At 57.0% G+C, this 13070-nt stretch carries 13 protein-coding genes and 1 tRNA gene; 9 read left to right on the forward strand and 5 right to left on the reverse strand.

All coding sequences use genetic code 11. The features are described from left to right. The first annotated feature begins 1 nt into the window (after position 1). Entirely contained in the window at positions 2 to 376 is a 375-nt protein-coding gene (locus tag ABIT76_11295; protein MEO7933732.1) for a hypothetical protein, read from the forward strand. Here the strand turns inward: ABIT76_11295 and ABIT76_11300 are convergent. Further along, positions 373 to 1113 (reverse strand): pseudouridine synthase, encoded by a 741-nt coding sequence (locus tag ABIT76_11300; protein MEO7933733.1) that lies wholly within the window; start codon positions 1111 to 1113, stop codon positions 373 to 375. The genes ABIT76_11295 and ABIT76_11300 overlap by 4 nt on opposite strands. Before the next feature lie 16 nt (positions 1114 to 1129). Then, on the reverse strand, positions 1130 to 1285 hold the full coding sequence (locus ABIT76_11305) for a small basic protein (protein ID MEO7933734.1): 156 nt from the start codon (positions 1283 to 1285) through the stop codon (positions 1130 to 1132). A 139-nt stretch (positions 1286 to 1424) separates the two neighbouring features. Between ABIT76_11305 and dapF the strand changes: the two genes are divergently transcribed. From dapF to ABIT76_11335, 6 genes are read left to right on the forward strand one after another with little or no spacing between them, the layout of a single operon-like run. Continuing rightward, on the forward strand, positions 1425 to 2234 hold the full coding sequence (gene dapF, locus ABIT76_11310) for a diaminopimelate epimerase (GenBank protein MEO7933735.1): 810 nt from the start codon (positions 1425 to 1427) through the stop codon (positions 2232 to 2234). Positions 2235 to 2264: 30 nt separating this feature from the next. After that, the gene (gene dapA, locus ABIT76_11315; GenBank protein ID MEO7933736.1) at positions 2265 to 3140 is read left to right on the forward strand and encodes a 4-hydroxy-tetrahydrodipicolinate synthase; all 876 of its coding nucleotides are present in this window, start codon (positions 2265 to 2267) and stop codon (positions 3138 to 3140) included. Continuing rightward, a complete protein-coding gene (dapB, locus tag ABIT76_11320) occupies positions 3141 to 3881 on the forward strand; it encodes a 4-hydroxy-tetrahydrodipicolinate reductase (GenBank protein ID MEO7933737.1) in 741 nt (246 codons plus the stop codon). It abuts the gene before it with no gap. 5 nt (positions 3882 to 3886) lie between these two features. After that, positions 3887 to 4387: a 2-amino-4-hydroxy-6-hydroxymethyldihydropteridine diphosphokinase gene (folK, locus tag ABIT76_11325; GenBank protein MEO7933738.1), complete on the forward strand. Its 501-nt coding sequence runs from the start codon at positions 3887 to 3889 to the stop codon at positions 4385 to 4387. Beyond that, entirely contained in the window at positions 4384 to 5142 is a 759-nt protein-coding gene (gene panB / locus ABIT76_11330) for a 3-methyl-2-oxobutanoate hydroxymethyltransferase (protein ID MEO7933739.1), read from the forward strand. The genes folK and panB overlap by 4 nt, the downstream gene beginning before the upstream one ends. Then, entirely contained in the window at positions 5139 to 6320 is a 1182-nt protein-coding gene (locus tag ABIT76_11335; GenBank protein MEO7933740.1) for a glycosyltransferase, read from the forward strand. Before panB ends, ABIT76_11335 begins: the two co-directional genes overlap by 4 nt. Here the strand turns inward: ABIT76_11335 and ABIT76_11340 are convergent, their stop codons facing one another. Continuing rightward, entirely contained in the window at positions 6321 to 8720 is a 2400-nt protein-coding gene (locus ABIT76_11340; protein MEO7933741.1) for a tetratricopeptide repeat protein, read from the reverse strand. Further along, a complete protein-coding gene (uvrA, locus tag ABIT76_11345; protein MEO7933742.1) occupies positions 8717 to 11602 on the reverse strand; it encodes an excinuclease ABC subunit UvrA in 2886 nt (961 codons plus the stop codon). The genes ABIT76_11340 and uvrA overlap by 4 nt, the downstream gene beginning before the upstream one ends. A 67-nt stretch (positions 11603 to 11669) precedes the next feature. Between uvrA and ABIT76_11350 the strand changes: the two genes are divergently transcribed. Together ABIT76_11350 and ABIT76_11355 are read left to right on the forward strand one after the other, a co-directional pair. Continuing rightward, positions 11670 to 11921, forward strand: a complete 252-nt coding sequence (locus tag ABIT76_11350) for a hypothetical protein (protein ID MEO7933743.1) — start codon at positions 11670 to 11672, stop codon at positions 11919 to 11921. Positions 11922 to 11949: 28 nt separating this feature from the next. Continuing rightward, positions 11950 to 12870 carry a hypothetical protein gene (locus ABIT76_11355; GenBank protein ID MEO7933744.1) on the forward strand — a complete coding sequence of 307 codons (921 nt, stop codon included), beginning with the start codon at positions 11950 to 11952 and terminating at the stop codon, positions 12868 to 12870. An 86-nt stretch (positions 12871 to 12956) separates the two neighbouring features. Here the strand turns inward: ABIT76_11355 and ABIT76_11360 are convergent. Beyond that, positions 12957 to 13040, reverse strand: a tRNA-Leu gene (locus tag ABIT76_11360). Positions 13041 to 13070 lie beyond the last annotated feature (30 nt).

Raw genomic sequence — 13070 nt, forward strand, 5'->3', positions numbered from 1 at the left:
CATGTCCGCCACCCCTCCAGACTCGCGCCGGGTCATTTCGTCCGGGGCCAGCAAACGCGAAATCATCCTCGCGGTGCTCGGAGCCTTGCTGGTGATCGCGCTCGTCGGTTTCGCCGTGATGAAGCTCGGCAACAACTCGAGTGAGACAGCCATCACGGGCCAGGTCGTGGCGAAAAAATTTGTACCGCGCCCCGAAACACAGGTGACCATCGGGGGCGGGGGAGTGCAGCGGAACGACCAGGCGGGGCTCTATTATCTGAGCGTGAAAGCCCGCGACACGCAGGAAATTTATAGCGTTCTCCTCAGCGAGGAAGATTATAACCGGGTGAAAATCGGCGACACCTATCAGATCCCGAAGGCGTCGCTGGTGCCTTAATTTTTAGTCTCGGCGTGACGAATCCGCTCGATGGCGGGCTTTTGCGTCAGATGCTCGTGAATCAAACGCAACTCGCGCGTGGTCAAAAGCCGGTAGCTGCCGGAAGGTAGCTCCCCAAGTCGAATCGGGCCGATTCGCGTGCGGCAAAGTCGCATCACTTCGTAGCCAATGGAGGCAAACATGAGACGAATCTGACGCTTCATGCCCTGTGCCAGGACCACACGCAGGTGGTGGGGTTTAACGATTTGCAGGCGCTCGATTTTGGCCCGACCCTGCTCGAGGACGATGCCTTTTATGAGCTTGGGAGTTAGATCTGAATCGTAAGGTTTGTCGAGGAGCACCTCGTATTCCTTTTCGATCTTGTGCCGGGGATGGGTCAGCTTCTGGGCGAGTTCGCCGTCGTTTGTGAGCAAAAGCAGTCCCTCGCTATCCATGTCGAGTCGGCCCACATGAAAAAGCCGGGGCCAGTTTCTCGGGAGTAAATCCTCGATCGTGCGACGGCCAAATTCATCGTCCATCGTCGTCACGTAGCCGCGCGGCTTGTTCAATAACACGTAAGTCGGCTGCTCAACGTGGACGAGTTTATTACCGACCTTGACGTGGTCTTCCGGCGCAACTTCCGTGGCGAGGGCCACGCAGACCCGGCCATTGATGGTTACTTTTCCCTCGCTGATGAGGGTTTCGCAGGAGCGGCGCGAGCCGAGTCCGGCTGACGCCAGAAAGCGGTTCAGGCGCATGGAACTCGAATGAAAATTAGGCCTCGGGCAAGGTCTTTGTCAGACCCATGACCTTGTCGCCATCTTTGAATTGACCGCGTTTTTTCAGCAGGTCAACGCGTTCGAAACGCTTGAGGACATTACGTTTTGCGGCAATTTTGCTGGCACCTTTGAGACTGCGATGTTGGGACATAAACTTGGTAGAGTGAGGTTTTCGAGGGGCGGGAAGTTAGACAGGTTTTGCCACCTCCGCAACTGGAAATTACCCATGGGAAAAGATAAATCCATGGCTCCACTTGCCCTCGCTGCAAGTCTCTGATAACCAGTGAGAAATGGTGAAGTTTCAGAAAATGAATGGCGCGGGCAACGATTTCGTGATGTTCGACAATCGCGACGGTGCGCTGCAACTCAGCGGCGGCCAGATCGCGCGCATTTGCGACCGGCATCGCGGCGTGGGAGCGGATGGAATTTTGCTGGTTGAACCCGCTCAAAACGGAGCCAATTTTCGGATGCGCTATTACAACAGCGACGGCGGCGAGGCCGAGATGTGCGGCAACGGCGCGCGCTGTTTTGCCCGGTTTGCGCATCAGATCTCGGGTTCGGCTCCGATGCTCACCTTTGAAACGCTGGCCGGCGTGATCGAAGCGCGGATCTCTGACGAACAGGTCACGCTCACTATGTCGTCGCCGCACGACCTGCGCCTGGATCGCAGCCTCCCGGTGGAAGACGAAACGGCGCAAATCCATTTCATCAACACAGGCGTGCCGCACGCGGTCGAGTTTGTGGACCATCTGGAGCGGGTCGATGTCGTCAAGCGTGGCGGTGCCCTGCGTTATCACCCTGCTTTCCAGCCTCGCGGGACGAACGCCAATTTCGTCAAAAAACTTTCCGATCACGTCATCGCCATTCGCACCTACGAACGCGGCGTGGAAGGCGAGACGCTTGCCTGCGGCACCGGCGTCGTCGCGTCCGCCCTGCTCCATGCGCTCGTCCATGGCATTGGAAGTCCGATCTCGGTCGAAGTCCGCGGTGGCGACACACTGGAAGTGGGATTTGTGCGGACCGGGGAGCACTTTGAAAATGTGACGCTGACCGGCCCGGCGGATTTCGTCTTCGAGGGCGAAATCGAAATCGGCGGTTGATCTTTTTCCTCTCAACCCCGAAAGAAAAGCATGTTTACAGGCACCTACACGGCACTCGTCTCCCCGTTTCGCGATGGGAAAATCGACGAGGCTGCATTTGAAGAATTGATCGAGGGCCAGATCGCTGGTGGCGTCGATGGCATTGTCCCGGTCGGCACCACCGGCGAGTCGCCCACGGTTGATCTCGACGAACACGTGCGCCTCATCGAACTCGCGGTTCGTTACGCCAAAGGCCGGGTGAAAGTCATCGCGGGCACGGGTTCCAACTCCACTTCCGAAGCCATCTGGCAATCAGAGCAAGCCGCCGACAAAGGTGCGGACGGGTTGCTCATCGTCAATCCCTATTACAACAAGCCATCGCAGGAAGGCCTCTTTCGCCATTACCAAGCCATCGCCCAAGCCGTACCGCTGCCGATCATGCTCTACAGCATTCCGGGTCGTACCGGAGGGGAAATCGCCATCGAAACGGTCGTCCGCCTCGCTGGAATTCCCAACATCGTCTCGCTCAAGGAAGCCGGCGGCAGCGTGGATCGCAGCAGCCAGCTTTGCATGGCCGTGCCCGAGGGTTTCACCATCCTTTCCGGCGACGACTCACTGACCCTTCCATTTCTCAGCGTCGGAGCTGTCGGCGTGGTCAGCGTCGCCTCCAACATCATCCCCGGAGAGGTGGCAAAAATGGTCGCCGCATATCGTGCCGGTCGCACTGCCGAGGCGCTCGCGCTCCATCGCTTCTACGCGCCGCTTTTCAAAAACCTCTTCATCGAGCCCAATCCGGTTCCGACCAAGACCGCCCTGCAATGGATGGGAAAAATGACCGCCGAAGTGCGCCTGCCGCTTTGCGAAATGGCTCCTGCGACGGCCAAAGTTCTCCGCGACACGCTCGAAAAACTCCAGCTCGTTTCCTAAATGCAGCCGCTTCGACTCCTCATCAACGGCGCCCGTGGCCGCATGGGCCGCGCCATCATCGGCTGCGCCGAAACCGATCCCTCCGTTGAAGTCAGCGGCGAGGCCGAATCAGACGCGGAACTCGTTGCATCGCTCCCTCACTCGGATGCGGTCATCGATTTTTCCCACGCCGACGTCACCGTTCGAGTGCTTGAACGCTGCGTGGACGCGGAAAAAATCCTCATCATCGGCACCACCGGCCAATCTGAAGCCGTCCGCGCGCAGATCGCCGAGGCCGGAAAAATCATTCCCATCGTCTTCGCGCCCAATTACAGCGTCGGCGTGAACACCCTCTTCTGGCTCACCCGCAAAGCTGCGGAAATTCTTGGACCCGAGTTCGATCTCGAGGTCGTCGAGATGCATCATCGACTCAAAAAAGACGCGCCCAGCGGCACCGCGCGCGGACTCGCCGAGATACTGACCGAAGTCCGGAACCTGCAATACGCCAGCGACATTCGCCACGGACGCGAAGGCATGGTCGGTGAGCGGACTGCCAATGAAATCGGGATGCACGCCATTCGCGGCGGCGACGTCGTGGGCGATCACACCGTCATTTTTGCCAATGTCGGCGAACGCGTCGAACTCACGCACAAAGCCTCCAGCCGCGACACGTTTGCCAAAGGCTCCATCCACGCTGCAAAATGGGCGAGCCGCCAGCCGCCCGGGCTTTACACCATGCAGCACGTCCTCGGATTGGAGTAGCCGACATGCGCACGGGCATCGCCTTGGGCACCAATCTGGGCGACCGTCTGGCCAATTTGCGCCTGGGTCGCGACGCTGTTCTGGCCCAGCCCGGCATCAGCGGCCCCGCTCTTTTTTCCGGTGTTTATGAAACCGCCCCAGTCGATTGCGCACCGGGCACGCCCTCCTATCTCAACGCCGTCATGGAAGTCGAATACCACGGCCATGTCGCCGCACTGCTCGACGCCTTGCAAGCCATCGAGCGCCAGATGGGACGCCCCGACAAACGCCCGCGCAACGCCTCGCGTCCCATCGACCTCGACATCCTTTATTGCGGAAATCTCACCTTGAACAACGAGGAAGTCATCATCCCGCATCCGCGTCTGCACCAGCGGAGGTTCGTGCTGGAACCACTCGCAGAGATCGCTCCTGAAAAAATTCTACCGGGGAAAAATGTGAGCATCGCCGACTTGCTAACTTCGCTGCCACCGGACACCGAGATTCACTCATTGGGAGTCAGGTTATGATCGTCTCCGCTCCGAGTTTGATAGAAATGAAGCGGGCCGGACATCGCATTTCGGCGCTCACCGCCTACGATTTTCCCACTGCCAAACTACTCGATGAAGCCGGCATCGACCTCTTGTTAGTAGGCGATTCGTTAGGAATGGTCGTATTAGGAATGCCCGACACCACGGAAGTCACGCTCGCTGACATCATTCACCACACACGCCCCGTCGCCCGTGCTGCCCAACGCGCTCTGGTGGTCGCCGATCTCCCTTTCGGCTCCTACGATTCACCGGAGATGGCCATGGAATCCGCCCGCCAGTTGATCGAAGCCGGCGCGAAAGCAGTCAAACTCGAGGGCGCTCACATCGCGGAAATCTACGCTCTCACCCGACACGGAATCCCCACCATCGCGCACCTCGGAATGCTCCCGCAGCACGTGCGCGAGGAGGGCGGCTACAAGATCAAGGGCAAGTCGGAGGCCGACGCGGCTCGATTGTTAGAAGAGGCGCTCGCCGTCGAAAAAGCCGGGGCGAGCGCCATTGTATTGGAACTCATCGTGCCCGATGTCGCGCGGCTCATCAGCCAGGCCGTGGCCATTCCCACCATCGGCATCGGCGCTGGAAAAGAATGCGACGGACAGATTCTGGTCACGCACGATTTGATCGGATTTTTCCCGTGGTTCACGCCCAAGTTTGCCACCGTGCGAGCCGACGTGGCCGGTCAGATCAGCCAGGCCGCGAGGGATTTTCTGGCGGCTCTCGCGGAAGAGAAATGAGCGACGTCATTTTTCTCTATCACCTGCTCGTGGTGTTAGTACTAGTGACGATCCTCATCAATTTCCTGCTCAATCAACTGGCCGTTCCCCGGCTGACGGGTGGAAAAACACATCCGGCTCAAAGTCCGCTCGTGTCCATTCTGGTTCCCGCGCGCAACGAGGAGGCGGGCATCGCACGCTGCCTAAGTTCGCTTCAAACCCAAGATTATCCTAACTACGAAATCCTCCTGCTCGACGATCAATCCAGCGACCGCACCGCAGAAATCGCAGGCGAGTTAGGTTTCATTCCCGGCGAGGGAAAATGTCGGATTCTCTCGGGTCAGCCGCTCCCCGCTGGCTGGGTCGGAAAACCATGGGCGTGCCATCAACTTTCCCAGGCTGCGCGTGGTGAATATCTGCTCTTCACCGACGCGGATACTCACCATTCGCCACAGGCGCTCGGTGCCGTCATGGCGGAGGCATTTGAGTCCAAGTCCGATCTGCTCACCTTGTGGCCCGCGCAGGAAACGAAAACCTGGAGCGAAAAGCTGGTCATCCCTATTCTCTTCGTGGCTGCGGCGGGAATGCTGCCTCACTGGCTGCTAGTAATAGCGCAGAAAAATTCCTCCATTCGCCAGCGTCTCTCTGCCAGGCAATGGCGCATGTTAGGAGTCGCCAACGGCCAATATGTCCTCTTCACCCGTCGAGCTTATGATCAGATCGGCGGCCACGAGGCGGTAAAAAACCACATGGTGGAAGATGTGGCTCTCGGTCGTCTCGTCGCCAGTAAAACGCACGAGGGAATGATCCTGCGAAATTGCGATGGCGGCGCTGTGGTTAGCACGCGGATGTATCAATCGTTCGACCAGCTCTGGGAAGGTTTCAGCAAAAATGCATGGCCCATTTTCGAGGGAGATTTCCGGCTCTTCTGTATCGGAAATGTAGGGATGATTCTAGTCTTCGTCGGCCCCTTTCTTTTCCTCCCTTTCTCCAGCGTTTCGTGGCTGATGCTTCTCTTCCAAATCGGGCTGATCGCCTTCATTCGCATCGTCATCACACTGCGCTACCAGTCGAGCTGGCACAGCGCAGTGCTGCATCCAGTAGCCTTTCTTCTAGCCACCGCGATTTCCATCAACAGCCACCGCCAAAATAGGAAACAGGGACTCACTTGGAAAGGTAGAACCTACCAAGTGAATTAACTATTTCTCCCAGATGAAATGCTCCAGTCGCAGGCGCTTGATGCGTTCCGTTGCCTCGCCGGAACGCGGGCCTTTGGCATCGGCGAGCTTGCGGTAAATGGCGATGGCCGCCTCCCATTGTTCATCGGATTCGAGGCTCTCCGCCGCGTCAAATCCAGCACGATAAAACCAGTAGTAATCGGGAGTTTCATTCGTATCAGCGGGCAGCGCGAGGGCGTCGTAGTAGGCGGCCAGCATCTCGTCCTTCTTGCCCAGCCATTCGAGACCCTTGCCCTTCTTGTAGAGCGCCAGATTTTTCCAGTAGCGCGAGACATTGGGAAGTGTGGCCAGTTGATTGAAAGTCTCGACAGAAACGGCAATTTTCTTTGGATCGCTGCTGCCCTGCAAGTAGAGCGTCTCAGCCTTGGCCGCCAAAGTGGAAGCTAACAAATCGGGAGGCAAAGTCTGGCTGAGCAAGTCGTCATACAAGACAATCGCCTCGTCGTAAGCGGCGCTGCTTTTCTTAACCGTAGCCTGCTCAAAACGCGCATAAGTCTGGAGCGCACCCTTCATGTGCACGACTTGCTCGAAGAGAGAAATGGCACCATCGACGGCGCTTGGATTCATCGTGCGAATGGCCGATTGACCGGCGAGAAAACGTGCCTGCTCCAGCAACGGCGAGTCGGGGAATTTCGTCGAAATCAATTCGAATTGCGTGCCTGCTGTTGTGTAATCCTTCTCGGCAAACTGGGCTTCACCTAACTTAAATCGCACGTCCGCCTCGAAGATCGAGTTGGGATACTCCTTGAGAAAAGTCTCGCACTCCTCGATCTGTTTTTTGACGTCGATTTGCTGGACAAATTTTAGATAAGCAGCGCGCTCCGCCGTCTCTGGTGCAGGATGCGATTGCGAGACGAGAACAAGCTGTTGCTCCGCTTCGGCGGGAGCGCTTTGCGTGGAGATTTCAGCCAGGGCGAGGTGTGCGTCTGGAATACGCGGATGCTCCGGGAAGTCGCGAATGAACAAGTTTAAAGTGCTTTGTGCCTTCTCCATTTCGTGGGTGCGGGCTTGGAAAAATCCTTCCTCCATCAGAAGGTCGCGGCGCAGGTTGCTCTCTGGAAAAAGACTGCTGAAATTCTGGTAAGCCGTGAGAAACTCCTTGAAGTTAGAATCTCTCAACCAGCAAAGGGCGCTGTTGTAGAGAAGGTTCTGCGCGGAGTTGTTTAGGAGTTCCGAGGCTTTCTGAAAATGCGAGGCTGCCTGCGCGAAATGATTGTTGGCAAAAAGGGCACGAGCCAGAGTCGCATGTAACTCGCCCGTGGTTGTCGGCAGCGAGGACAAGGCGAGTCCCTCGTTCAGGCGACGCACACTTTCCTGGAGTTTGTTTTCGGAGATGAGTTGTTCGCCATACTTCAGCAAGACGCTGGCCCGAAGCGGATGAGTCGGAAACTTGTCCAGCCAACTGGAAAGAGTTGCGAGAGCGGTATCGGAGCCTTTGTCGCGCAGATCGAACTGGGATTGATAGTAGATAGCCAAAGCCTGGCGCGCCGGATTGGTGGCATCGCGGCTCCAGTGACGCAGTGGGTTTTGCGATGGGTTACTTTGCTTTTGATAGATTGTGTTGAGTTCGACAAATATCTCGGGAAGCTGCTCTTGGCACGGACGTTCCTCGATAAATTTCTCCAACAAATCACCGGCGTCATCGAGGTGATTTTGCTCCGCGAGGGCGCGCGCCAGGCCCAAATGTATCGTTGCGTATTGGGAGGAGGCGAGTCCTGCTGGATTGTCTAGCAATGAGCGGAAATGGCGCTCGGCATTGGGGTAATCCTTGGTTAGGAGGAAACTTTGAGCAGTCAATAAAGTGGCAGCGGGTGAAAGATATTTTGAGGCACTTAGCTTCACCGAAACTGAGGGAGTTGTTTGCAGGGAAATATCCGCCTTTCGCAGGCGGGCGGCGTCTCCTAACATCGGATCAGCCTCGATTAGTTCATAATCTTCGCTGGCAGATTTGAGTTGTCCCAAGCCGCGTTTTGCCTCGGCGCGAGCGAAGACATCGCGCGCATAAAATGCGGAATCTGTGGATGGCAGAGTGTCTAGCTTTTGGATAACTGCGTGCCAGTTTCGGTCAGTTAGATACGACTGGGCCAGCCAATAGTTCACGTCTTCGCCGGAAGAAATCCTGGCTAACAGTTCACGCGCGGCGTCCGTCTTCTTGATGGAAAGGTAAGCTTGGGCCAGTTCCAGATTCACGCGCCGGGTTTGTTCCGCAGATAGATTTTGAGTTAGATACGACTGCAACTTCTGTATGCCGACTTGGGGAATTCCCTCGCGCAGCGCCGCCTCGGCTGCTTGGAACAAGGGAGCATCCTCCGCGAGCAAGGCGGAGGTTAGAAAAAGTAGGCTGGCGACGGCAGTTTTCATGAAAGGTAGCGACGAAGGTAGCGCCCGGTTTCGCTGGCGGGTGTTTTGGCGATGACTTCAGGTGGTCCGGCGGCAACGATCTGACCGCCGCCCGAGCCGCCTTCGGGGCCAAGGTCGATGATCCAGTCGGCGCATTTGATGACTTCCAGATTGTGTTCGATGACGATGAGGGTGTTGCCGCTCGAACGCAGGCGGAGGAGCACTTCGAGCAATTTTTCTATGTCCGCAAAATGAAGGCCGGTCGTGGGTTCGTCGAGAATATAGACGGTGCGGCCGGTGGCTTTTTTGGCGAGTTCGGTGGCGAGCTTCACCCGTTGCGCCTCGCCGCCGGAGAGCGTGGTGCCGGATTGTCCGAGTCGCAGGTAGCCGAGTCCGACTTGTTCCAGCGCGACGAGTTTGTCGGAAATGGCCGGGACTTGGCGAAAGAACCGGCTCGCCTCGTCGATGCTCATGGCTAGTACGTCGGCGATGTTTTTACCTTTGAAAGTAACTTCCAAAGTCTCGCGATTGTAGCGTTTCCCCACGCAGACTTCGCACTCCACATACACGTCGGCGAGGAAGTGCATTTCGATCCGAATCAAGCCGTCGCCCTGGCAATTTTCGCAGCGTCCGCCTTTGACATTGAAGCTGAACCGCCCCGAGCCGTAGCCACGAATCCGGGAAATCGGCAGCGCGGCAAACAGATCACGAATCGGCCCAAACGCCCCGGTGTAAGTCGCCGGATTCGAGCGCGGGGTGCGGCCGATCGGCGTCTGGTCGATGACGATTGCCTTGTCCACTTGATCGAGGCCGACAATGTTAGTATGAGCGCCGGGTTTTTCCTTGGAGCGATAGAAGCTGCGAAATAAGGCGCGCCGCAGAATGTCATCGACCAAGGTGGATTTTCCGCTGCCAGAAACTCCGGTGACGCAGGTGAGGAGGCCGAGGGGAAACGCGGCGGTGACGTTTCTGAGATTGTTTTCACTGGCACCCACGATGGTAAGCCAACCGACGGAGCGGCTCGGGTCGGCCAGCAAATCCTCACGTGGATGATGGCGCTCACGAGGCACATTGATCTTTTGGCGACCAGAGAGAAACGCGCCGGTCAATGAGGTGGGCGATGTTAGGATTTCTTCGATGGTTCCCTGCGCGACTAACTGTCCGCCGCGCGGGCCGGCTCCGGGTCCCATGTCGAAAATATAGTCGGCGGCGCGAATCGTGTCCTCGTCGTGCTCGACCACGATCACGCTGTTACCCAAATCGCGGAGGCGGCGCAGAGTTCCTAACAATCTATCGTTGTCACGCTGATGCAGCCCGATGCTCGGCTCGTCGAGCACATAGAGCACACCCGCGAGGCCGGAGCCGATTTGCGTCGCGAGCCTGATGCGTTGTGCTTCGCCGCCGGAGAGCGTGCCGCTTTCGCGATTCAAGGAAAGATAGCCGAGGCCGACTTCTGATAGGAATCCAAGTCGATTGCGAATTTCCCGAAGGACTTCCTCGGTGATCTGCAGTTGCTGAGTGGTGACGGCGAGTTTCGTCATGAAATCTGCCGCCTCGGCGATAGTGAGCTGGCAGAAGGTGTGAATGTTCAGCTCCTTGCCGTCGGTCGAGCGAATCGTAACGGCGAGAATTTCCGGCTTGAGCCGGGCTCCCTGGCAAACGGGGCAGGGGTGACGCGACATAAATCCGCGAATGCGCACCTTGGTGAATTCACTTTCAGTCGTCTCATAGAGCCGCTCCATCTGCGGGAGCACGCCCTCAAATGGCTTGTGCACCGTCTTGCCATTGGCGGTCATTTTGATGGCAATGTCCTCGTCACCCGTTCCAAAAAGCACGGCGCGGCGAAATTTTTCGGGCAGCTTCGACCACGGCTTGTCCATCGGGACCTGGTAGTGTGCGACCAGCGCTCCGAGCAAAATCCGGTAGTAGGCCACCATGCGTTTCGTGCCCTTGTTCCAGGGAGTGATGGCTCCCTCGGCGAGCGTTTTGTCGAAATCGGAAATCATCAAATCCGGGTCGCAGACTTGCTGCGTGCCGAGGCCGTGACACACCGGACACGCCCCGAGATGCGAGTTGAAGGAAAAATGCTTTGGCGCGGGAGGCGTCATGGTGAAGCCGGTGCGCGGGTTCGAGAAATTCGTTGAAAATTTCTCGTCCTTCCACTGCGCGTCGTCGGGAGACTGGACGAGAAGTTGCAGTTGATTCGCGCTCCACTTCAGCGTCGTCTCGACAGAATCCGCCAGCCGCGACCGGACGCCTTCCCGCACGACGAGTCGATCCACGACAGCCTCGATGGTGTGCGGTTTGTTCTTTGCCAGACGTGGAATTTCCGGCGTGCTGATTTCGATCATTTCGCCGTCGATGCGGACGCGGACAAAGCCCTCACGCTTTATTTTTTCCAGCACGTCGCGAAATTCGCCGGTCTGATTTTCCACCAGCGGCGCGAGGAGGACGAGCTTGGTGCCCTCGGCGTGCTCGAGAATGCGATCCACGATTTGCTGCGGCGTCTGCTTGCGGATTTCCTCACCCGTCGCCGGATCGTGCGGCTGGCCAATCGAGGAAAAAAGCAGGCGCAGGTAGTCGAAAATCTCCGTGGTCGTGGCAATCGTCGAACGCGGATTCGCCCCGGAAGAGCGCTGTTCGATCGCTATCGCCGGTGATAATCCCTCGATAAAGTCCACGTCGGGCTTCTGCATTTGATCGAGAAATTGCCGGGCGTAGGCGGACAGACTCTCGACGTAACGGCGCTGGCCCTCGGCGTAAAGCGTGTCGAAGGCGAGCGACGATTTGCCCGAACCGCTCATGCCCGTGATCACAACCAGTTTGTCCCGCGGAATTTCCACCGTCAGGTTTTTTAGATTGTGCTGGCGAGCACCGGTGATTTTGATAATTTGAGCTGGCATCGGGCGTGAAACCTCGAATCAGCAACCTAAGCACAAGCCCACGCCAGTCACCAGAATCTTTTCCGTTATGAGCCAATCCGACAAAGCCCTTCCCACTCCCGAGGAGTATGCCGATCTCGTGCTTTATTACAGAAAAATGAAACACGACATCAATAACTCGCTCGCCGTAATGATGGCCTTGGCCGAGCTTTCCCAGCGCCGCGCGGAGCACGTGCCGAAGTTGATCGACATCGTTCTGGAAAAAGCCACCAAAACTGCGGACGACTTGAAGCTTTTTCAAGCCAAGCTGAACGCGCTTTTGCCAGCCGTTCCAGAATAAGCCGATTTCCCATTTCCTCCCCCACAACATGAAAAAATCTGCCGCGACTCCGGTCGCTTTCGCCGCTTCTGTCGCCTTGGTTTTTTTTGCATGGGAGTTTTATGCGTCTGCGGCCGACGTGGCCCCGCTTGATCCGCATCAGATTTTGCAGGAGTTGGAGGATATTCAGACGAAGCAGAAGACTGTTTCCAGCACGATCCAAAAGCGAAACATGGATCTGGTTTTCAAGGCTGCGGGCAGCAAAGAGGCGGCGATGGCGCTCTATGAAGAGGCGTTGATGGCGACGCAATTTCAAGGCGTGAATCGGGAAAATACCCAGTTTCGCGACTGGAAGAAGGCTCACGAGGAGCAACTCAAGAACAGCGATTTCCGCGAGTCTGTCCGACTGCATCTTTTCTATCTCGGTCTCAGCTTGAGGAAAGCCGCCGATGCCAAGCCCGAAGATCTCGTGCCGCAAGTGTCCGATTATTTGAGAATCCTCGACGCCTCCTGGGAGGCCGTTGACGTAAAGGAATCGCTCCTAAAAAGCTCGGTCTCCGATGGAATTTTTTCCAAATGGCTGGGACTTGGACCCGAATTGGCGAAGGCGGAAAACTGGGAAATGAACCCCGGCAAGTCCGACGCCATCGCCGCAAAATATCTACTGCCCCAATGGCGCAAACAGAAGAATCCCGCATTGCTGTCTTACTGGGATGCACGGCTCGCCCGCGAGGCTGCGGTGTCGGGCAATGCCAAGCTCGACTTTCAGGAAAAGAATTTCGCCACGGTGCGCAGGCCCGAGTTGCTCTGGCAGCGCTCCCAGGAACTGGTGGTTCTCGATCAGCCAAATCGTGCGGCACAGGAGATGTTTTCGTTAATTAAGAACTACCCGAACCATCCGAAAATCACGGAGTGGATTGCCACTTTGCAGAAGCTCCTGCAACCGGAATCGGCTCCGAAGGCTGAGTAAGAGCGAACTTAGCCGAAGTTTCGCTTGGAGTCGAATGCACTCGCCTGTGGCGGGTTAGTGAGAAAACTCGCAAGCTGCGAGTTAGTTGGTGCTCACGAGAGGACTTGAACCTCCACTCTGTTAGGAATACGATTCTGAGTCGTACGCGTCTGCCATTCCGCCACGTGAGCAATTTTGGAATTTTACTGATAGTCGAATTC

Source organism: Chthoniobacterales bacterium, assembly GCA_039930045.1.
In the GTDB taxonomy this organism is placed as follows: Bacteria; Verrucomicrobiota; Verrucomicrobiia; order Chthoniobacterales; family DASVRZ01; genus DASVRZ01.